Raw genomic sequence first — 20,178 nt, 5'->3', positions numbered from 1 at the left:
GTAGTGAGGCGACATGAAGCGTTGCGGAGAGAGTTGTGAGGAAGTTCTCATGCTTTCCTCAGGTTTGAGAAGTCCTCAGGTTGGGGCCTGGCTGGGGGAGGTGGAAGAATGCTGCCATGCAATCCTTGCCTGCCCTGCTTGACGCGCGCCTGAACGCCCTCACCGGTGTCGACCCGGAGCTGCGTCCCGCCACGAGGCCCCAGTTCGGCCATTTCCAGTCCAACGTCGCGCTGCGCCTGGCGAAGGAGGCGGGCAAGCCGCCGCGTGAGGTGGCGGCCGGCATCGTCGAGCGACTCCAGGTGGATGATCTCTGCGAGCCGCTGGAGATCGCGGGGCCGGGTTTCATCAACTTCCGGCTCAAGCCGGAGGTGCTGGCGGCGGCGGCCACCGCCATCCTTGAAGACCCGAATCACGGGCTGAGCGTCACCGACTACCCGCAGCGCATCGTGATCGACTACTCGGCGCCGAACGTCGCCAAGCAGATGCACGTCGGGCACCTGCGTACGACGATCATCGGCGACTGCTTCAACCGGGTGCTGTCTGCGCTGGGCCACGAGGTGCTGCCGCAGAACCACATCGGCGACTGGGGCACTCAGTTCGGCATGCTCATCGAGCAGGTGCTGTTCGAGGGGCTCGACGCGTCCAGGCTCACTCTGGCGGAGGCGGACGCGCTGTACAAGCGTGCGGCGGCACACTTCAAGGAGGACGAGGAGTTCGCGGCCAAGGCGCGCGCCCGCGTGGCGGTCTTCCAGGGCGGCGATGAGGAATCGCTGGCGATCTGGCGTCAGCTCGTCGAGATCTCGAAGCCGGCGTTCAACGAAGCCTACGAGCGGCTCGGGGTGTTGCTGACGGACGAGCACCTGGCCGGGGAGTCGACGTACAACGGCGACCTGCCCGTGCTGGTTGGGGAGATGACGGCCTCGGGTGCTGCTGTTCCGGACCAGGGAGCGCTGTGCGTTTTCGTCGAGGGGTTCGACGCCCCGCTGATCGTGCGAAAGTCTGACGGCGGGTACGGTTACGCCACCACCGATCTGGCCGCGATCCGGCGTCGGGTGCGCGAGTTGAGGGCCGACCGGATCATCTACGTCACCGACGCCCGCCAGGCCGGGCACTTCGCTCAGGTGTTCGCCGCGGCCCGCAAGGCGGGCTTCCTGCCCGACGATGTGGTGGCTGAGCACGTCGGCTACGGCATGGTGCTGGGTGAGGACGGCCGTCCGTTCAAGACGCGCGATGGTTCGGCGGCGACGTTGACTTCGCTGCTCGACGCTGCCGAGGAGCAGGCGGCCGCGAACATCGCCCTGGCGGCGATCAAGTACGCAGACCTGTCGAACGGGTTGCAGAAAGACTACGTGTTCAACGCGGAGCGCATGGTGCAGACGACTGGCGATACCGGCCCGTACCTGCAGTACGCGCACGCACGCATCTGTCAGATCCTGCGCAAGGCCGAGGCGGAAGGCGTCGGCTATGGCGCGGTGGTCGAGTTGGCCCAGCCCGAGGAGCAGCAGCTCGCGCTCCTGCTGACCCGGTTTGGCGAGGTGGTGGACGAGGTGGCGCAACGTCTCACCCCGCACAAGCTGTGCAACTACCTGTACGAGTTGGCCGGCGCATTCTCGGCCTTCTACGAGGCGTGCCCGGTGTTGAAGAGCGCGGGTGACGTGCGGGCGTCCCGGCTGGCGCTGTGTGCGGTGACGAGGGATGTTCTGGCCAAGGGGCTCTACCTGCTGGGGATTGACGCGCCCGAACGAATGTGAGGACCTGTGTCGCCTGCGAGGGGTGTCTCTGGGGTGGCGCGTTGGCAGGGCTTGTCGTGTGGTTTCTGCCTGCTGGTTCAATGGGTCTCGTGATGGAACGTCTCAACCTGGATCGGCACGTGGCCGTGATGGCCATCGTCAATCGCACCCGTGATTCCTTCTTCGACGCGGGGGCCACCTACGAGTTGGGGCCCGCGGTGGAGGCGGCGCTGGCGGCGGCCGCTGCGGGGGCGGAGATCGTCGATGTAGGTGGCGTGCCGTTCTCGCCGGATGCGCGCGATGTCTCCGAGGCGGAGGAGATCGATCTGGTCTGCCCGTTCGTGGCCGCGGTCCGCGCCCAGAGCGATGTGCTGATCAGCGTGGACACCTTCCGCTCGCGGGTGGCCGAGGCCGCGATCGCGGCAGGGGCGGCGATCATCAACGACACGACGGGCCTGGCGGATCCCGGGTTGGCTCCGCTGGCGGCGCGCACGGGGGCGGGCCTGGTGCTGACGCATTCGCTGGCGACGCCGCGCACCCACCACCCACGTCCGCACTATGCCGATGTGACGGCGGAGGTGTTGGCCTTCCTAGCGGATCGGCTGAGGCTGGCCGAGACGGCTGGGGTGCGGCGCAGCCAGCTCATCGTCGATCCTGGCCCAGATCTCAACAAGAACACCAGGCATACGCTGGAGTTGCTTGGCCGGTTCGAGGAGTTCACGACGCTGGGGCTGCCGGTGTTGGCAGCCCTGTCAAACAAGGATTTCATCGGCGAGACGCTGGATCGACCGAGGGAGCGACGGCTCGCGGGTTCGCTGGCGGCGGCCGCGTGGTGCATTGAGCGTGGCGCGCGGGTGCTGCGGGTGCACGACGTTGCGCGGCACGTCGAGCTGGCTCGGATGATGGAGGCCTTGCTGGGTTGGCGGGAGCCCGCCTACCTCCGGCACAACATGTGAGGCCCGGGCGGGGAGTCAGCGGCCGATGGTGCGGGTGAGGTCGGCGAAGCTGGCGTGGGCGGCGTGTTCGAGGAAGGTTGCGCCGTCTTCGACGCTGTGCCGGAAGTGTCCGAACAACTCCAGGCTGATGGCTCCGATGAGGGCGCTCCAGCTGCGCAGCACCTGGACGATCAGCGCGTCGGGAGCCTGGGCTTCGGGCACGTCTTGCGTGCGCAGCCAGTGCCGGATTCGCGCCACGTCCTGGGCCAGCGCGTCGGGCAGCGGCTCCGACGGTGGTTCGGCTCCGAGGCCGACTGCGGCTAGATGGTCGGCGGCCACCCGGGCGAGCAGCAGGGTCAGCCGGGTGGCGGGGGCGACGGTTTCCTCGGGTGCGTGGTAGCCCTCGACGGGGGTGCCGTAGATGAGCGCGTATTCGTGTCGGTGGCTGTCCGCCCACTCGCGGACCCCCAGCCAGATCGCCACCCAGCGGCCCTCGTGGTCGGCGCGGGGCATCCGATCGTGCGCTTGGGTGATGGCGTGGGCGAGGGAGTTGTAGGCGTCGAGTACCAGGACGGTGAGCAGCTCGTCGCGGCTCTTGACGTAGCGGTAGAGCGCTCCCGGTGTCACGCCGAGGTCCCGGGCGAGGGCGCGCATTCCTAGCCCGGCGGCCCCGTCGCGGGCGAGGGTGCGGTAGGCAGCGGCCAGGAGGCGACGGCGGAACTCGTTGCGTGCCTCGGCTCTGGTGGTCATGGGGACAGTTTCTCATAGGCCCCTTCCCAAAAGTGTGAACGGTGTATACGATACTACTGTGAACGATGTTCACTGTATTTAGAGGAGGAAGCAATGAGCCGCATAATCGTCATCGGCGCCGGGCCGCTCGGCCGTGCCGCCACCAGAAGTCTCGTATCCCGCGGCCTCGACGTCGTGGTCGGCACCCGTTCGGGCACCGAACTGCCCGGCGCTCAGCGTGCGAGAGTAGACGTCGTGACCGGTGACGGCCTGGCCGACTTGCCCCCGGCGGAGGCTGTGGTGGCCTGTTGCAACTTCCCCTATAGTGCGAAGGGGTGGCGCTCTTGCTGGCCGCCCGCCATTGATAACCTCCTCACGCTGGCTCAGAGCCGTGAGGCGACGCTGGTAGTCGCCGGGAACCTCTACGCGCACTCGCTGCGCATGCCGATGCGTGCCACTGACCCCCTGCAGCCCCCGACGGTGCTGGGCGAGGTGCGCGCACTCGTGTCGCGGCGCCTGTTTGCGGCCCACGCCGCTGGCCGGGTGCGCGGCGTCGAGGTGCGCGGCTCTGATTACTTCGGCCCCGACTCCGGAAGCATCACCCATCTGAGCAGGCGGTTTTTTGAACCGCTGCTCGCTGGGCGCCCCGTGCGGATCGTGGGGGACCCGGACGCGCCGCACACCTGGAGTGCGGTCGCGGACTTCGGCCGCCTACTCGCCCGCGCCGCAACGGATGCGACGATGAGCGGCCGCGTCTGGCACGTCCCAAGCGCCCCTGCCGTGAGCCGACGGGAGGCCGCCACCCGTTTCCTGGCGCTCGCCGGGATCGGCCGTGACCCGCGACTGCGTCCTATGTCCAGCGCGCTGCTCGCGTCGCTGGGGTGGTTCTCCCCGACGATGCGCGCCGTTGCCTCTCTCCTGCCGCAACTGACCGGGCCCTACCTCATGGACGACCAGGACACCCGGGATCTCCTGGGCGAAACCCATACGCCCTTCGACACGACCCTGGCCGGGGTGCTCGCGGAGCTACAAGGCTAAGGTCAGCTTCGGACAGCTTTGCGGGGGCGCGGCGCCTCGGGCTGGGCTGGAGGCTGGTGGAGTGCTACCCTAGAGTGGTTCGAGCATCGAAGTATTGCGTGAGGTAGGGCCTTGGATCTGGAAACGATGTTCCACGACTGGGTGGACAGCTTCCGCTCCCTGCTGCCCGCGGGTGGGTGGCGCGGCCTCGTCCAAGACCTCAGCAAGAATGACATCTTGGCGCTGCTGCACCTGCACCGCGCTCGCGAGTCGCGCATGAGCGACCTAGCCGCCTACCTCGACGCGCCACTTAACACCGCGACGGGCGTGGTCCAGCGCCTCCAGCAACGAGGCCTGGTAGAGCGCCAACACAGCCCGCATGACAAGCGGATCGTGCTGATCTCGCTTACCAGTGCGGGCCGCAGCCTCATTGCGCACAGCCTCAAAGAGATGGTCGGACTCGTCGGTCGCCTCTTCGACGAGTTGACGGCAGAGGAGGTCGAGGTGTTGATCCGCGTGCTGAACCGCATTCCCAAGCTGCTGGCCGAACGTGCTGGCCCGCCGAAGTCGCGCGCTATCCGCCGCATTCCCATTGACTGACTAAGGCTCAACCGAGCCCGACCATACCAAATAGTTCGCCTACCGAAGCATTCGCAGAAAGAAGTAATGCTGATGGAGAGAATGATCCTGCTGACCGGAAAAGGTGGCGTGGGCAAGACCTCGCTGGCCGCGGCCCACGCCGTCGCCTCGGCTCGCGACGGGCGCCGCACACTGCTCGCCAGCATGGACGCAGCCCACAACCTGGCTGACCTGTTCCACTGCCCACCCGCGCCGACCCTAAGCCCGGTGGCGGCCAATCTGGACATCATCGAGGTGGACGCCAGACGCGTCGCCGAGGAGGACTTCGCCGAGATGAGCGCCGCGTTAACCAGGATCATTACCGAGGCGGACGACGATCAGGTGGTGGACCTGCCCGGCTTCGATCCGCTCTTTTTCCTCCTCAGGGTGCATCAGTTGGCTGACACCGGTGGCTACGACAGAATCATCCTCGACCTTGCCCCAACCGGCGAGACCCTGTCTCTGCTCCAGCTCCCCGAACTGCTGTCCTGGTGGATGGAGCGGATCTTCCCGCTTGAAAAGCTGGCGGTTCGTGCGCTCCGGCCGCTTGTCAAGGGCGTGTGGCAGATCGAGCTGCCCAATGCCCAAGCCATGAACGACATCGAACGGCTGTACCAACGGCTCCAGGAGATGCAGCGGCTCCTCAAGGACCCGGAAACCACCTCAGTCCGGTTGGTGACCCTGCCCGAACGCATGGTCATCGAGGAAACCCGCCGCAGCTACGTCTACCTGAACCTCTTCGGTTACAGCGTCGACCACGTCTTCGTCAACGGCCTCTACCCGCCTGACAAGGTGGACGAGTTCTTCGGCACCTGGCTGGAACACCAGCGCCAGCATCTCGCCGAGATCAAGGAATCGTTCGGGCACCTCCCCATCACCCGAGTCACCCGCTTCCCCGAAGATCTCTGCGGCCTGGACGACATCACCCGTCTCGCCGATCTCGCGATCGGCAAGGCCGCCTTCGACGTCGTGCCCGGTCTCGCCCACGAACGTTACGTGAGCGCCGACGACGGCTACGACCTGGAGCTGCCGCTGCCTGGGGTCACCGCAGACGACGTCGAACTCAGCCTCAGCCCCGCAGACCTCAGCGTGCGCATCGGCAGCTTTCGGCGCAACATCGCCCTGCCCGGCGCCCTCCGTCACCACGACGTCGCCGGCGCCAGGCTGCGCGACGGCGCCCTCACCGTCCGTTTCCGCTCCACCCAGGAGGCCCAGTCATGAACCGTGAATTCGTCACCCATCTCCTCGCAGCCCGCCGCCATCTCCGAGAGGCCGCACTCAGTTTGGTTCCGCCCGCGCAACGCGAACGGCTGCGCACGATCGAGCGCGAATGGCGGGCGCTCATCGTCGAATGTCTCCGCGAGAAGCGCCCGGAAGATGAGCCCGGCACGCCTACCGGCCCCCGGCGGATCGACATCGAGGAGTAAGGATGCGAATCATCCTCTACACAGGAAAGGGTGGCGTCGGAAAAACCACCGTCGCGGCGGCCACCGCGCTGCGCTTGGCCGACCAAGGCCATCGGGTGCTGGTGATGAGCACCGACCCAGCACACTCGCTCGGCGACGCCCTCAGCCTGCCCCTGGCCAACGAGCCCGCCCGCGTCGCCCCCCGCGTCGACGCGCTGGAGATCGACGCCCTCGCTGAGAACGACAAGGCATGGGCCAACTTGCGCGAATATCTGGGGAGGCTGCTGACTAGAGGTCAGGAGATGACGTTGGCTGACGAGGAGATGCTGCTGCTGCCCGGCCTCGCCGACCTGTTCAGCCTGCTGCGGATCCTCGACCACGCGTCGTCCAGGCGCTACGACGTGTTGGTAGTGGATTGCGCCCCGACGGGCGAGACCATGTCACTGTTGAAGTATCCGGAGCGTCTCGACCAGCTGTTCCGAACCGCCCTGCCCACGAAACGGGCGCTCGTGAAGCTCCTCGGTAGGCCCATCGAGAAACTGACCCGCATCCCCATGCCCGAGGACCGCCTCTTCGATGATGCGCTCGGCTTGCTCGATCGGCTGAAGCGGCTCGGCGCCCTGCTCGGCGACGGCAGCACCACCACCCTGAGGCTGGTCACCACCCCGGAGAGGGTGGTTGTCGCGGAAACCCGCCGCGCGCACACCTGGCTCACAATGTACGGGTTCGTCGTGGACGCAGTAATCCTCAATCGCATCTACCCGACGGCCGCGCTCGGCGGATATTTCGCGCCGTGGAAGTTCAGCCAGGAGGCGGGTATCCAGCAGGTGGTGGAGAGTTTCACCCATCTGCCGATCCACCGGCTGCCGCTGCAAGAGAGGGAGATAGTCGGGATCGATGCGCTGCGTGCATTGGCTGAGCGTACCTACGGTGAGGCCGACCTGGCGGCGATAAATTACCGGGGTGATTACTTGCGCGTCACCCGGGAGGGCGGCGCGTTTCTGCTGCATCTCAGCCTGCCGCACGCGGACAAGGCCGAATTGGACCTCAGCCAGGATGGCACCGATCTGCTGCTGGCCTACCGGAACGAGCGTCGACGCATTGCCCTGCCCGACGCTCTGTCGGGACGGCAGGTGGTCAACGCACGCTTTCGCGACGAAGAACTCGTCGTGCAGATGAGGTGAAGACTGTCCGCTTTTGATCATGCTGGCGAATCGATGGGGGTCAGGCTTGGGTAATCTTGTCAGGTCAACTACTGTGTAGGTAGTGAAACGCGCCCACTTTTGGCGCGCATCCGGGAGGATAGTATGCAGTTCGGTATTTTTAGCGTTGGGGATCTGACCGAGGACCCGGTTACCGGGAATACCCCGTCGGAGGGCGAGCGAATTGAAGCCATGGTGCGGATAGCCCTCAAAGCGGAGGAGGAGGGGCTCGACGTCTTCGCCCAGGGTGAGCATCACAATCCGCCGTTCGTTCCTTCCTCCCCGACCACTCAACTGGCGTTCATCGCAGCCAAGACGACGAAGCTGCGACTCAGCACCGCGACCACGCTCATCACCACAAACGACCCGGTGAAGATTGCCGAGGACTATGCGATGCTGCAGCACCTGTCCGGCGGGCGGATGGATCTGATGCTTGGGCGGGGCAACACCGGCCCGGTGTACCCCTGGTTCGGCAAGGATATCCGCAAGGGCATCGAGCTTGCGGTGGAAAACTACCACCTGTTGCGTCGGCTTTGGCGGGAGCGGGTGGTTAACTGGGAAGGCGAGTTCCGAGTGCCGTTGCGCGGCTACACGAGCACCCCGTGGCCGCTTGACGACGTGCCTCCGTTCGTCTGGCACGGTTCGATTCGTTCGCCCGAGATTGCAGAGCAGGCTGCTTACTACGGGGATGGTTTCTTTCATAACAACATCTTCTGGAACCAAGAGCACACCCGGACGATGATTCAGCTCTACCGGCGCCGCTATGAGCATTACGGTCACGGTTCGGCCGCGCAGGCCATCGTGGGCCTGGGCGGGCAGGTGTTCCTCGCTGACTCGGAGGCAGAGGCCAAATCGCGTTTCCGACGGTACTTCGACGTGGCTCCGGTCTACGGGCACGGCCCCTCGCTGGAGGAGTATGAGGCACTGACCCCGTTGCGGGTGGGTACGCCGGAGCAGGTGATTGAGAAGACGCTGTCCTTTGCTGACTACGCCGGGGACTATCAGCGACAGCTGTTCCTGATTGACCATGCGGGCTTGCCTCTCGACCTCGTGCTGGAACAGATTGAGTATCTGGGCCGCGACGTGATTCCGGTCCTTCGGGCAGAGTTCGAGCGTAGGCGCCCCGCCGACGTGCCAAGCGATCCGCCAACGCACGAGACGTTGGTCTCGACGTCGAAGAACCACCCGCACCGGCTGGTTGACCCAGGGTCTGAGGAGACGCTGGCAGACCAGAGCAGCTGAAAGGAAGTAGATGACCCGAAAAATAGCGATTGTGAGCGCCGGCCTCAGTACCCCTTCTACCACTGGGAAGCTAGCGGAACAGATCAGAAACGCACTGCACACTGAGGTCACCTCCCGGGGCGAGAGCGTGGATTTCGTTGAAGTCGAGGTACGTCAACTGGCCGCAGACCTGGTTAAGCGGATGACCAGTGGGACACCCTGTCCCGACCTCCAAGCGATCGAGCGGGAAATCCTGGGCAGCGACGGCCTGGTGGCTGTGACGCCAGTTTTCTCGGCAAGTTACTCCGGCTTGTTCAAGATGTTCTTCGACTCCATGGATAAAGACGCTCTCATCGGAAAGCCGACGCTGCTAGCTGCAACCGCAGGCACCATGCGACACTCTCTCGTAATCGAGTATGCGATGCGTCCCCTGTTTGCCTATTTGCGCGCCGATATAGTGCCTACGGGAGTCTTCGCGGCCACCGATGATTTCGCCGGGCATGAGGACCTATTTGTTCGTGTCCGACGGGCCGCAGGCGAACTCGTTAGCCGGGTCCTGAGAGCGGATACTTCGGTGGCCGGTTTCAGAGCATCAGTGCAAGACGATGGGAAGATTCGAGAGATTCCGGGCGGATTCGCTGCGTTGCTCAAGGGGCGCAAAGGCGCCCCCTGAACAACACCGAGCACCGCTACCTAGCGGCTTGGTGCGACTCCAATTGGCTCGCGTCACCGGTCAGCGCGGCAAGTTGGCGCCGAAAACCAAGCGCCTCCTCGGTACGAGACTGCCGTTCCAGAGTTCGGGCCAAGAGCAGCAGCGCGAAGGTGTCCGTCGGGTCGTGCGCCAGCAGGGCTCGGGCCTCGCGCTCCGCCAGCGGCAGGGCGGCTCGGTGGTAGTGCGCTCGAGCCAGATACTCCCTCACGAGCGTCAGGCCCGGATCGTCGTCGAGGATTCGCTGGAAACGATCGACCGCAGTGGCGTAGTCGCGCGCCTCGAAGGCTTGTACCGCAAGATTGAACGTGAGCTGAGTGTTGGTCATGCCCTTAGAACGCAAAACCCCCCTGGGGTATTCCAATCGCTCAGTGTCGCCCCAACAGCCGCACTAACTATCCGCAGCCACCATCGCGGCGCCGATGATGCCAGCCTTGTTCCGCAGCTGCGCGGGTACGACGGGAACGTCCAGCGTGAGCAGGTGCCCGAACTTCTTCCAATCCTTCGACACACCGCCTCCGATCACGAACAGGTCGGGCGAAAACAGCATCTCGACGTGCTCGTAGTAGCGCTGCAGGCGCACCGCCCACTCCTCGTAGCTCAGGCCCTCCCTGTCCTTCACTGAAGATGCAGCTAGCTTCTCTGCGTCTTGACCATCAAGCAGCAGATGGCCCAGCTCGGTGTTTGGTAGCAGGACTCCCTTGTGGATGATGGCGGAGCCGATGCCCGTTCCAAGGGTGGTCATGACAACCACCCCCTGATTGTTGTGGGCTGCCCCGTAGCGCACCTCCGCGAGGCCAGCAGCGTCAGCGTCGTTGACGAGCGTAACCGGGCGCCCCAGACGCTCCGTGAAGAAGGTATCGGCCTCCAGCCCCGCCCACTTTTGATGCAGGTTCGCGATGAACGGAACCCGACCATGAATCACCGGTGCCGGGATAGTGAGTCCCACACCTTCGTCGCCGATGTACTCCGCGAAATGCTCAACGATCTGCGCCACAACCTCCGCGACGTTCTTTGGCGTCGATTTGCTGGGTGTGGGAATACGCAACCGGTCGGAAACAAACTCGCCAGTCTCAAGATCAACCGGGGCACCCTTGATCCCGGAGCCGCCAACATCAATGCCGAGGTAGATGGTCATGGGAGAATCTTACTCTTTCCCTGCACCTCGCGGTGGCGAGTCCTCGCTTGGCGGGCGAGACTGCCTCTGTACTGGATAGAAGCGAAGACCCAGTCGATCATGTCCGGTTCCAGGTGCTCGATGCAGAGATCCGGCGAGGCGTCGATGTTGTGGATGTACACCGATCCAAGCCCGAGCATTCGCTGCAGCGGTCCTTGGGCGATGCCGAGGCCCTGTACTCGGGCATGTGGAGCGAGGACGACCCGAGCCCCCAGCATCCGGGTCTGTGAAGCGACAACCGCATCGTCAATGGCGAATGAGCGTTCACAGAACCAGTTGAGGTACCGCCCCTTGTGCGACTGCCTGATCCAGGGCAGGGAGAACGGATCAATGCCTGGCAGCAGCAAACCGAGCACCAGGCGGGCCTCCTCCACGGTGCCGTAGGGCAGCACCACGTCGATGTCCTCGGAGTTCTCGTCAGTGGTTTCCTTGCCCAACACGGAGATCCGGATCTCCACCAGGCCGGCGAGCCGCAGGAGGAGTGGCTGGTTCAGGGTGACGGTCTGGATCCGATCGATGTGCAGCGTCGTCTGCACACGGGTGAACAACCCCCTCTGGAACCGTAGGCCGATGTCGTTTCGTGTGATGGTGAAACCCCACATGCGCGCGACGCGCCCCGCAGTCGTCGCGAGAACCGCAAACAGCAGTGCACCAGAGGAAGCAAATCCCACCACTGTGCTCAGACCTGGCAGGGCGAGCGACAGGAAGAACATCGGCAGCGCGATGAACGCCAGCAGCGAGCCCAACCAACCGTTCTTCAGCACCGAACCCAGCAGCATTCGAGGCAGGCGCGTCCGATACACCACGGTTCCGGGATCCCCCTGGGCCATCGCGGCAGCTGACACCTGCTGCCCCTGGTGCATCCGCTCTAGCAGATGGTCACGCAACTCGTTCGCGCGTTTCGTCGTGAGGAATCGCAGTTTCTGGCTGCCCTCCGAGCCCACGTCGATGGTGACTGCGGCCAGCCTCAGCACTCTGGCCGCGAAGGGGCGCGTGATGTCGACGGATTGCACCTTGTGGAAGGCTATCTGGGTGGTGGACTTCCGAAACAGCTTGCGTTCGATTCGGAACTCGTCGTCGACGATGAACGTCGTCGATCGCCATTGGATGATCCCGACGAGGAAACCAAGAAGTGCCACTGCAGCAAGGGCACCGGCGAGGAAAAGCCCTATCGAGCGCAGATCGTGCAGATCAAAGAGATCGAAGTTGCCCTCGAACGCCTCTCTGGCCACGAATAACGCGGCACCGAGTAGGAAAACGGAGGCATTGGCGACCCCGGTCAACGGAGACGGACGCTCGACCCGGTGCGGCGATGGGCCTTCGGCGTCGACTAGAGGATCAGGCTGCATCAGATGGACTCTTGAAGTTCATTGCCGCGAGCGATGAATCGGTCACGGACTGCCTCGGCCGCTGCGCGGTCGAGGCCGGGGATCTCCACAGAACCGCTTGAGGAGGCTGTGACCATCTTGACGTCGGCCAAGTCGAACAACCTGTCGATCGGGCCAGAATCTACCTCCACGAGTTGCATCCGCCCGTAGGGGACGCAGGTGAGGGTGCGAAAGAGTAGACCATGGGTGACGTAGATGTTGTCGTTGTGTTCCGCATAACCCCAGGAGCGCACCCAGCGGGGGGCGCGGACCAGGTTCCAGATGAAGAGGGTAGCGAACAGCCCGAGCCAGGCCCAGACCACGAACCCGAATTGGGTGTCGGACAGCAGATACCACAACCCGAAGGTGCTGGCCGGAACCCACACCCCATGGCCGAGGAGCGTGGCGAGCACGCGAACCTTCAGGTACTTCGGCGAGAGCCGCTGCCAGTCCAGGGCAGGAGGTCTGAACAAATCCGACATACCTCGGAAGCCTACCGGGTATCTTGCGTCTTCCTGGTTGCCTGAGCCAGCACCTCGATCAGATGAACGAATGGCCGCCTCGTCACAATGCTCATCGCCACCTCGCAGGAACGCGTGGTGGAAGCGTAGGCCGCGAACTCGCGCTCGGCAATCTCCGCAGCCGACAGACGCGTGGCCGCGCGCGGCAGCTCCGGGTGGAGCAGGCCGCGGTCGCCGTGGGCGCCGCAGCAGGCCCACTCGTCGGGCAGGTAAACCTGGGACGCGGCCGCCTGCGCGATCCGCAACGCCGCCTCCCGGTTGCCGAGGTGGCTGTTCGCGCACGACGGGTAGAGCAGCAGCGATTCGACCGGAGCAACGACCTCAAGTTTGGGCAGGAGCGTCTGTGCAACGAAGTCGAGCACATCCATGATCTGCGGCTTTCGGCTCTGGTAGGGCTGCAGCATCTCCCGCAGGTTGAGTGCACAGGCGGAGGAGTCGATCACCACGACCTCCTGCCAGCGCTTGGCCAGGGCGCGTCGCGTGTGCCCGGTCATCGTCTGGTAGCCGAGCCGGAGCCCCCGGGTCTTCCAAGGAATACCGCAGCACAGTTTCGCGGCATTGATCAGGGAAACCGGGGTGCCTGCGCGGCTGCACAGCTCGTTGAACGCCGCGAAGACCCCTTGCCCCTCGGCGCCGAGGAAAGTTTGCTGGCAGCCGGGGAAGTACGCGGCCACGGAGTCCGGTGCGGACAGCTCCTTCGCGGGTCGACGACGCAGACCCGCGCCCGGTGGGAAGTCGTCGGAGTATCCCCAAACGGAATCCCCCCCGAAGTGCGCCCGCCCCAACCGAGTGGCGAACTTCGCAAGCGGCTGGAGGTGCTTCGCGGTAGACATGGCGGCGGCACCCAGCCGGGTGCTGGCGCCCCAGTTTCGGGCCGCGCGGTCCCAGGCCCGCTCCTCGCGCTCCGTGTTGTTGTCGGCTTTGAGCTGGCGCACCAGCTCGCCGATGTCGATGTCCAGAGGGCAGGCTAGCTGGCAGATGCTGGCCGTCGAGCAGGTGTCGATGGCGGCGTATTGATAGTTGTGGTTGAGCGCTTCGAGCAACTTGACGTCGGCGCTGCGCGCGGCGATCTCCCGACGCAGCACGACGCGCTGTCTGGGGGTTAGGGTGAGGTCGGCCGATGGACAAACGCTCTCGCACAGGCCGCACTCGACGCAGCGGTCGGCCGGATCCTCGATGGTGGGCATGAGCTTGATGCCGGAGACATGCGCCTCCGGGTTCTCGTTGAACATCGAGCGCGGAGACAGAATGCTGAGCGGGTCGAACAGGTGCTTGATACCGCGCATTACCTCGTAGAGCTCGGTGCCCACCTGCTCCTCTAGGAAGGGAGCCATCACCCGGCCGGTGCCGTAGTGCGAGCGCAGCACGCCGCCGCAGTCCAGCACCGCACGCACGAAGGCCTTGACAAAGCGTTTGAACTTGCGCAGCCGAGCGGCATCGTCGAAGTTCTCGGTGAGCATGAAGTGCAGGGTGCCGGTGACGAGGTCAGCGGTGATCGGGGAACGGTGGAAGCCGTACTGATCGAACAGTCGATCGAGTTTCGTCATCACCGGGCCGACGTGCGGCAGCGGAACGCTGAAATCCTCCATCAGCAGGGTGGTGCCGGGGCGGCGGGCCTTCGCCATCGCGGTGAACACCCCGTGGTGGACCCGCCACAGTGGGGCCGATGTCACGCTTGTGTCGATGGAATGCACGTCGGGCAGCACGTCGAGGATTGGCGCAAATTGCCGCTCCTTCTCCGCCAGCTCTGCCTCGTTCTCGGCGTGGATCTCCAACAGCAGCGCGGCGTGGCGATCCAGTTTCAGTCCCCGGATAGCCTCGTGCACCTCCGGTAGCTCTTGCACGACGCGCAGCGCGTCCACGTCGAACAGCTGCACCACGTCGAAGGGCTCGGTGGTCAGGCCATGAGCGGTTGCCAAGGCTTCCTCCGGGCAGTCAAAGACGACGATGTCCACGCGCCGGGCAGGCTTCAGGGCGACGGTGCTCAGCGTGACCTCCGCGATGAAACCCAGGGTTCCTTCACTGCCCACCATCAACTGGCGGATCATGTCCGAAGGGGAGGAATAGCGGGTGAGTGCTCGCAGGTCGTAGCCCATGGAGTTGCGCATCGACCACAGCCGGTCGATCTCGGCGAGCGATGCTTCGTCCTCGCGTAGCCGGCGGCGAAGCAGGTTCAGGCCGCCAGCCAAGGTGGGCTCGTCCCAGGTGAGCGCGATGTCGACGTCCGGCTGACTCGTGTCCACCACCCGACCGTTGGGCAGCACCACCACCAGGGATTCGATGGTGGCGAAGGCATCGTGGGCGCAGACGGCGCCACGGCCGGTGGAGTTGTTGGCGATGACCCCGCCGATTGTCGCGGTCTGCGCGGAGGCCGGGTCGGGGCCGATCCGGCGTCCGTGGCGAAGGAGGCGGGCGTTGATGGCCGCCACTGACGCCCCCGCACCGGCTCGCACGCGGAGGCCGTCGTCAAGCACCTCGATGGTGCGGAATCTTCGACGGACATCCACCAGTAGATCGTCGGAGATTGCCTGGCCGCTCAGGCTGGTGCCGCCGCCGCGTAGTGTAAGGTGCCGACGGCCTTCGGCCGCCTCCAGGAAGAGCGCGCGAACATCCTCGATCGAGCTGGCGACCGCCACCTCCTGCGGGATTTCCAGGAAGCGCGAAGCGTCGTGCGAGTGCGCAAGGCGCGTCAACACGTCGGCGCTGCGTTGCATCCCGGTTTTCACGGAATGAATGTTACCCGCGTTTACGTGCAGGGCCGGGATGTGCGTGAACGCCAAGCGCTGCTAGTATGGGGCGTGGCTCAGGCCGATGCGGACGTAGTTCAATGGTAGAGCGTCAGCTTCCCAAGCTGAATGTTGCGGGTTCGAATCCCGTCGTCCGCTCGACGCGGGAGCGGCCCCGGCAGGCAAAGTGCTTGCCGGGGCCGCTTTTCTCGGGACAGTTTCGTGAGTTAAGAACCACGCAGACGTCGGCCCGAGCTGCGGTGCGTGGCAGGCATCCTATCCTGAGGCGTGTGAAGCCCGAGGCAATCGAAATCCCGCTCAGCACCCCGATACGTTGGATCAAGTGGAATCTTCTGCTGGTTTTCCCTGACCAGTGCGCGCTGGCACAGCGGCGGGAGTCAGACGTCAGGCTGAACATGTCCGAGGGCGAGGTCCGGGTGATCAGATCGGCTCCACTCGGCCGGGGCATCGGTGATGTGGTGGCTGCAGAGATCGGGCTTGAGCCGCTGCGGTGTTTCAGACTGCCGGAAGGGGAAGCAGTCAGGATCAGTTCCTGGAAGAACTACCTGCGTCGCAAAAGGCTGCCCATGGTTCAACTCGTCTGCTGCGTGGCATTCCTCTGGGCGATTCTAAGCGGAGCCCTCCCCTTCGACGTCATCAACCCCCTGGGGCTTATTGCCGTGTTCGTCGTGTGTTTCTTCGGGTTCTTGGTGTTCGCTCTCATGCTGATCGGCCGCTCGGGGTGGGGCTACGCCATCAATGGGCAGCACTGGCGGCTCCGGGAGCTTGTGCTGGAAGAAGACCGATCCGAAGCAGCCGCGCGGCAGGTGGATGAGGTGAAGGAGGAGTATGGTCGACTGCTCTCGGACTTGGCCTACCGGGTCGACAATCCAGCGCTGTTTGACGCCGCTGTGCCGGAGACGGAGGCCCTGACGCTCGCCCTATTCAGGTGGGACTCAGAATGGCCACGCCTTGAAACCGAAGATCGGGTGGCGTTGGCCGCCCAAGTGGTCAGTTCCTTTCGCGCGGCCCGACGACACGCTGAGCGCGTCGGCATGCGGCACCTGCCTGAGACCGCGCGCGATGATGCTCGACGTGCGCTGAAAGCGATCCGGCTTGCGCTGGATGAGAGCACCACTCCGGCCGAGCGAAAAGCTGCGGCTGGGTTGGCGCGACAACTCCTGTCGGGGCTTGCACTCTACTATCTGCCCAGCAGGGCCGAGGTTTCGAACGCGCTGGGCGGGCGGCGCCTGAAACAGCTGCCGGGCAGGAGACGAGCATGAAGCCAGTTCCCTGGGGTCTGCTGGACGAGGAGACGAAGATCCGGGCCATCGCGCCGTGCGGGCTGCTAGTGTTCACCGACGACAGCCACTATCTGTTCGCGGTCAAGCGAGAGAGGGGAGGCGGGTTCTCGGTCAGGAGCAGAACTCTCGGATTCGGCCTGAGCATCTCCGATTTGGCGGGCAGCACTACCCTCAGCGGACTGAAAACGTCCTGGGGGGAGCGGCTGGCTGACGCGCGTTTCATGCTCCTGCCAAACGTGGTGGCCAAGGAGAGCGCCGGTTCACGGGCCTACGTGAACGTGATTGTTGCTGCGGCGAGCATCGGGTTGGCGATCTGGCTACAAGCTGGCTGGATCCTCGTCGCGGGCTGCCTGTTGACGATCCTCGGGCTGGCTAACTGGTCAGTTGGCTGGGCTCGGCGGGAAATCCTCGGTCAGAAGAAGGTGGGGGTGACCCTGGGGAATGTGCACTCCTACGCGCTAGCGGTGGAGCGGGGCGAGCTATGGAATGGCGTGCTGCCCGCTGCCTCCGAAGTCTCCCCAGGCGTTCAGGTGGCGCGGATCAGAAGAGAATATGCTCAGCTGCGCTCGGATTTGCTTTACCGGCTGGAGAACCCTGCGCTGTTCGATCCTGAAGTGCCGACGACCGCCGCCTTCGAGGAGGCGCTGGTGGAGTTCGAGACCTGCCCATCGAGGGCGGCCGCTGATCGCGTGGAGATCCGGTTTCAGGTGGCCCGGGACAACGCTGAGCGGATGGGGCTGCGGCACGTCGCGCGAGGAGCGCGCGATGAGGTGGCCAAGGCGGCCAAGGTGGCCCGGCTGGCAGCGGGGGCGTCGTCGGACGGTGAGCGTGCAGCTGCGCTGGCACGGCTGCAGAGGATTCTGGACTCGCTGGCTCTCCACTACCTGCCCATCCGGGTGGAACAACTCGCAATCGACAGAGGACCACGTCGAAAACCGTCCGAACTGCGCTAGCCTGGCCTGGCTGGCGCGGGTGGGGTGTCGGTGAACTCGGGCGAACCACGTCCCCAGAAAAGACAGCGGCACCGGCCAACCCGGCCGGTGCCTGAGCAGCCCGCTGTCCCTACTTGGAGCAGTTCTTGTTGTAGAAGTCGCCGATCTTCTTGAGGCTCTCTTCGGTCCCTTTCCCGATGTTCATCAGCTTCTCTGGGTCCATGTTTTGCATGCCAGTTTCGAGCTCCTGCCAGAGATTGCTCACCTTCTGCACATCCGAGCGGATCTCGTCCGGTGCCACCGCCAGCAGCTCCTCCCAGACCTTCTTCCCCTCTTCCAAGGACTTCCCGAACGATTCGGGGGAGGTGTCCATGTTCTTCTCGATGGACTCGCGGTTCTTGTTCATGGTGTCGCAGAATGCCTTGGCGCTGCCGCCGGAACCGCAACCGGTAAGCGTCGTGCCTGCGAGCAGGGCGGCTGCTGCGAAGGCGGCCATCCGCTTGAGATGTGCGTTCATGTGAAAAGCTCCTTACAGAGATGGAACATAGGATTTCACTGGGCGACCGCCGAAACAACGTTGGTCGGACCGCCCGACGAGTTGAAGCTACCACCCCAGGGGGTCACAATCGCCGGGCTTGCGTCAACTAATTTGCCCTAGTCAGCGCCCGCTGGCTCCAGAACCGGAAGAGAAGTGATGAAGCCCGAATACGAGGGAACCGATTTCTACTGCGACGTGGCGCTGCCCAACGTCGACCGTCTGCGCGTCGTCGAAGAGACCGAGCGCGTCCTGGCCTTCCATCACACCCGGCCCAGCTGGGCCACGCACATCGTCGTGGTCCCCAAGAAGCATCTTGGCTCGCTCACCAGCGTCTGCTCCGACGACGAGGACGATGTTCGCGAGCTGCTGGCGGTGGTGCAGCGGGTGGCGAGTCGCGTCGAGCAGACGCTGGGGGCCGCGCGGGTGCTCACCAACCTCGGCCGTTACCAGGACTCAAAACACCTACACATCCACGTCTACTCCGGCGAGCGCACCCGTGAGGGCTTAGTTTGACAGACTCGGCGGAGCCCACTCCGGGGATGGGCCCTTTTCACGTGAACCGGTGCGTCGCGCTCGCGCAAGGCCTTTGTGGTGACTCCTGGTCACCCGGCCACGGGTCGCTGGTCAGCCGAGCCGCGACGGCGGCGTCGACGCGCACCCCATCAATCAGGAACTTTCCCCGCTCGATCCCCTCGACGATGAACCCGGCCGCTTCGGCTACCCGCGCGGATGCCGGATTGTTCAGCCGGTAGCCCAACTCCAGGCGCTCCACCCCAGTGCCGAGCAGCTCGTCGGCGAACTCACGGACCAGCCGGGACGTGATGCCTTGCCCCCGGGCCTCCCGGTGAGCCCAGTAGAACACCCAGGCTGAGCGGTTTGCGCGGTCCAGGGTGGCCGCCACGAGGGAGAACACCGCCCCGCCCACCGGCTGGGCGGCCACCCTCGCCTCTCGGTCCTCAGCGAGCAGCCAGTCGATGTAGGCGCGGGCCTCGGCCAGATTCGTCACTCTGCCCTGGCGAGACATCTCCGGGCAACTCGAAAAGGCGGCCAACACCCCCGCCGCATCGGCAGGTTCCACGTTGCGAATCACCCAGTCGTTGCTCATGCGGGGCAACATACAACGCCGGGCCGATATCGAGGAAACGGCGGGGCGGGCCGAGCGCTGCCCCGCGCCCAACCCGCCCCGACCCGTCGGCGGCCTAACTCAGCCCGGAAGCACGTCGCCGCTGGGCCAGTTGTCCTTGTAGAACTTTTGTACCTCGGGCGAGTGCAGCAGCTCCTCAAGCTTGCGCACGCCCTCGTTCTTGTTGTCCTTGCGCCACACGAGCACGTTGGAATACGGGCTGTTCGCCACCTCCTCAGTGGCCACCGACTGGCTGGGATCCAGGCCTGCACTCAGCACGAAGTTGGCGTTCACTACCGCCAGATCCACCTTGGGGTCGTTCACCAACTGCACCACGATCTCCGGCTGCGTCTCTTCAAACCTGAGCCCCTTCGGGTTCTGCTGCGGGGTGAGGCTCAGCACGGAGGACTCCAGGGTGATGTCGTTCAGCAACCCCGCCGACTGCAGCAGCAGAAGGCCGCGGGCCTGGTTGGAGACGTCGTTGGTGATTGCGACGGTGGCGCCTTCGGCCACCTCGCTGGGCGAACCCACCTTCGCGGAGAAGAGCCTGAGCGGCTCGATATGCACACCCGCGCCGTGCTCGAACGCGTAGCCCTTCTCCTTCATCTCGGATTCGAGGTAGGGCAGGTGCTGGAAGAAGTTCGCGTCCAGCTCGCCGTCGTTCAGGGCCTGATTGGGCAGGACGTAGTCGTCGAACTGTTTGATATCCAGGTCGATGCCCGCCTTCTCGGCCAGTTCGTTGTCGACGAACTCAAGGACCTTGGCGTGCGGCACAGGGCTGGCACCGACGGTGACCTTGGCGAGGCCGCGCCCCTGGGTCTGCTGGGCGGTGCCGGAGCAGGCGGCCAGCGCGAGCGATGCCGCGACGGAAGCGGCGACTGCGAGAAGCTTGCGCATAGGAGTGTTCCTTTGCTCGGGGCCAA

The 20,178-nt window shown here is 64.9% G+C and carries 21 protein-coding genes and 1 tRNA gene; 13 read left to right on the top strand and 9 right to left on the bottom strand.

Annotated features, from left to right (window positions below; all coding sequences use genetic code 11):
- Nucleotides 1-116: 116 nt before the first annotated feature.
- Nucleotides 117-1,751 (top strand): arginine--tRNA ligase, encoded by a 1,635-nt coding sequence (gene argS, locus EII42_RS04135; RefSeq protein ID WP_125170857.1) that lies wholly within the window; start codon nucleotides 117-119, stop codon nucleotides 1,749-1,751.
- Nucleotides 1,752-1,843: 92 nt separating this feature from the next.
- Nucleotides 1,844-2,686, top strand: coding sequence for a dihydropteroate synthase (gene folP / locus EII42_RS04130; protein ID WP_233558270.1), 843 nt, complete (start codon nucleotides 1,844-1,846; stop codon nucleotides 2,684-2,686).
- A gap of 15 nt (nucleotides 2,687-2,701) precedes the next feature.
- On the opposite strand, the gene EII42_RS04125 is transcribed toward folP, so the two are convergent.
- On the bottom strand, nucleotides 2,702-3,415 hold the full coding sequence (locus tag EII42_RS04125) for a TetR/AcrR family transcriptional regulator (protein ID WP_125170855.1): 714 nt from the start codon (nucleotides 3,413-3,415) through the stop codon (nucleotides 2,702-2,704).
- 93 nt (nucleotides 3,416-3,508) lie between these two features.
- Here EII42_RS04125 and EII42_RS04120 point away from each other — a divergent pair, with 93 nt between their 5' ends.
- The 7 genes from EII42_RS04120 (at nucleotide 3,509) to EII42_RS04090 (ending at nucleotide 9,531) form a co-directional block, all read left to right on the top strand.
- Nucleotides 3,509-4,432, top strand: coding sequence for an NADP oxidoreductase (locus tag EII42_RS04120; RefSeq protein WP_125170854.1), 924 nt, complete (start codon nucleotides 3,509-3,511; stop codon nucleotides 4,430-4,432).
- Nucleotides 4,433-4,543: 111 nt separating this feature from the next.
- On the top strand, nucleotides 4,544-5,011 hold the full coding sequence (locus EII42_RS04115) for a MarR family winged helix-turn-helix transcriptional regulator (RefSeq protein ID WP_125170853.1): 468 nt from the start codon (nucleotides 4,544-4,546) through the stop codon (nucleotides 5,009-5,011).
- Nucleotides 5,012-5,083: 72 nt separating this feature from the next.
- On the top strand, nucleotides 5,084-6,250 hold the full coding sequence (locus EII42_RS04110) for an ArsA family ATPase (RefSeq protein ID WP_158676399.1): 1,167 nt from the start codon (nucleotides 5,084-5,086) through the stop codon (nucleotides 6,248-6,250).
- Nucleotides 6,247-6,456 carry a hypothetical protein gene (locus EII42_RS04105; RefSeq protein ID WP_125170851.1) on the top strand — a complete coding sequence of 70 codons (210 nt, stop codon included), beginning with the start codon at nucleotides 6,247-6,249 and terminating at the stop codon, nucleotides 6,454-6,456. Before EII42_RS04110 ends, EII42_RS04105 begins: the two co-directional genes overlap by 4 nt.
- A 2-nt stretch (nucleotides 6,457-6,458) precedes the next feature.
- The gene (locus EII42_RS04100; protein ID WP_125170850.1) at nucleotides 6,459-7,619 is read left to right on the top strand and encodes an ArsA family ATPase; all 1,161 of its coding nucleotides are present in this window, start codon (nucleotides 6,459-6,461) and stop codon (nucleotides 7,617-7,619) included.
- A 123-nt stretch (nucleotides 7,620-7,742) separates the two neighbouring features.
- Nucleotides 7,743-8,879, top strand: coding sequence for an LLM class flavin-dependent oxidoreductase (locus EII42_RS04095; RefSeq protein WP_125170849.1), 1,137 nt, complete (start codon nucleotides 7,743-7,745; stop codon nucleotides 8,877-8,879).
- A 10-nt stretch (nucleotides 8,880-8,889) separates the two neighbouring features.
- A complete protein-coding gene (locus EII42_RS04090) occupies nucleotides 8,890-9,531 on the top strand; it encodes a CE1759 family FMN reductase (RefSeq protein ID WP_125170848.1) in 642 nt (213 codons plus the stop codon).
- Between the two features lie 16 nt (nucleotides 9,532-9,547).
- On the opposite strand, the gene EII42_RS04085 is transcribed toward EII42_RS04090, so the two are convergent.
- From EII42_RS04085 to EII42_RS04065, 5 genes are all read right to left on the bottom strand, one after another.
- Entirely contained in the window at nucleotides 9,548-9,895 is a 348-nt protein-coding gene (locus EII42_RS04085) for a tetratricopeptide repeat protein (RefSeq protein WP_125170847.1), read from the bottom strand.
- A 63-nt stretch (nucleotides 9,896-9,958) separates the two neighbouring features.
- The gene (ppgK, locus tag EII42_RS04080; protein ID WP_125170846.1) at nucleotides 9,959-10,705 is read right to left on the bottom strand and encodes a polyphosphate--glucose phosphotransferase; all 747 of its coding nucleotides are present in this window, start codon (nucleotides 10,703-10,705) and stop codon (nucleotides 9,959-9,961) included.
- Nucleotides 10,702-12,093: a PH domain-containing protein gene (locus tag EII42_RS04075; protein WP_125170845.1), complete on the bottom strand. Its 1,392-nt coding sequence runs from the start codon at nucleotides 12,091-12,093 to the stop codon at nucleotides 10,702-10,704. The genes ppgK and EII42_RS04075 overlap by 4 nt, the downstream gene beginning before the upstream one ends.
- Nucleotides 12,093-12,593: a PH domain-containing protein gene (locus EII42_RS04070; RefSeq protein WP_125170844.1), complete on the bottom strand. Its 501-nt coding sequence runs from the start codon at nucleotides 12,591-12,593 to the stop codon at nucleotides 12,093-12,095. Before EII42_RS04070 ends, EII42_RS04075 begins: the two co-directional genes overlap by 1 nt.
- An 11-nt stretch (nucleotides 12,594-12,604) precedes the next feature.
- The gene (locus tag EII42_RS04065; RefSeq protein WP_125170843.1) at nucleotides 12,605-15,358 is read right to left on the bottom strand and encodes an FAD-binding and (Fe-S)-binding domain-containing protein; all 2,754 of its coding nucleotides are present in this window, start codon (nucleotides 15,356-15,358) and stop codon (nucleotides 12,605-12,607) included.
- 87 nt (nucleotides 15,359-15,445) lie between these two features.
- Between EII42_RS04065 and EII42_RS04060 the strand changes: the two genes are divergently transcribed.
- The 3 genes from EII42_RS04060 (at nucleotide 15,446) to EII42_RS04050 (ending at nucleotide 17,615) form a co-directional block, all read left to right on the top strand.
- Nucleotides 15,446-15,517 (top strand) — tRNA-Gly (locus EII42_RS04060).
- A gap of 131 nt (nucleotides 15,518-15,648) precedes the next feature.
- A complete protein-coding gene (locus tag EII42_RS04055; protein ID WP_125170842.1) occupies nucleotides 15,649-16,641 on the top strand; it encodes a hypothetical protein in 993 nt (330 codons plus the stop codon).
- Complete coding sequence (locus EII42_RS04050; RefSeq protein ID WP_125170841.1) at nucleotides 16,638-17,615, top strand: hypothetical protein; 978 nt, start codon at nucleotides 16,638-16,640, stop codon at nucleotides 17,613-17,615. The genes EII42_RS04055 and EII42_RS04050 overlap by 4 nt, the downstream gene beginning before the upstream one ends.
- 109 nt (nucleotides 17,616-17,724) lie before the next feature.
- Here EII42_RS04050 and EII42_RS04045 read toward each other — a convergent pair whose 3' ends face one another.
- Nucleotides 17,725-18,111: a hypothetical protein gene (locus EII42_RS04045; RefSeq protein ID WP_125170840.1), complete on the bottom strand. Its 387-nt coding sequence runs from the start codon at nucleotides 18,109-18,111 to the stop codon at nucleotides 17,725-17,727.
- 177 nt (nucleotides 18,112-18,288) lie between these two features.
- On the opposite strand from EII42_RS04045, the gene EII42_RS04040 reads away from it, so the two are divergent.
- The gene (locus EII42_RS04040; RefSeq protein ID WP_125170839.1) at nucleotides 18,289-18,645 is read left to right on the top strand and encodes an HIT domain-containing protein; all 357 of its coding nucleotides are present in this window, start codon (nucleotides 18,289-18,291) and stop codon (nucleotides 18,643-18,645) included.
- 37 nt (nucleotides 18,646-18,682) lie between these two features.
- On the opposite strand, the gene EII42_RS04035 is transcribed toward EII42_RS04040, so the two are convergent.
- Nucleotides 18,683-19,237: a GNAT family N-acetyltransferase gene (locus EII42_RS04035; protein ID WP_158676398.1), complete on the bottom strand. Its 555-nt coding sequence runs from the start codon at nucleotides 19,235-19,237 to the stop codon at nucleotides 18,683-18,685.
- A gap of 99 nt (nucleotides 19,238-19,336) precedes the next feature.
- The gene (locus EII42_RS04030) at nucleotides 19,337-20,152 is read right to left on the bottom strand and encodes a MetQ/NlpA family ABC transporter substrate-binding protein (RefSeq protein ID WP_125170837.1); all 816 of its coding nucleotides are present in this window, start codon (nucleotides 20,150-20,152) and stop codon (nucleotides 19,337-19,339) included.
- Nucleotides 20,153-20,178: the final 26 nt, after the last annotated feature.

This window comes from Tessaracoccus sp. OH4464_COT-324 (genome assembly GCF_003932855.1).
In the GTDB taxonomy this organism is placed as follows: Bacteria; Actinomycetota; Actinomycetes; order Propionibacteriales; family Propionibacteriaceae; genus Arachnia.
The sequence above is the reverse complement of the archived record's forward strand: the minus strand, read 5'-3'. Positions and strand labels throughout refer to the sequence as shown.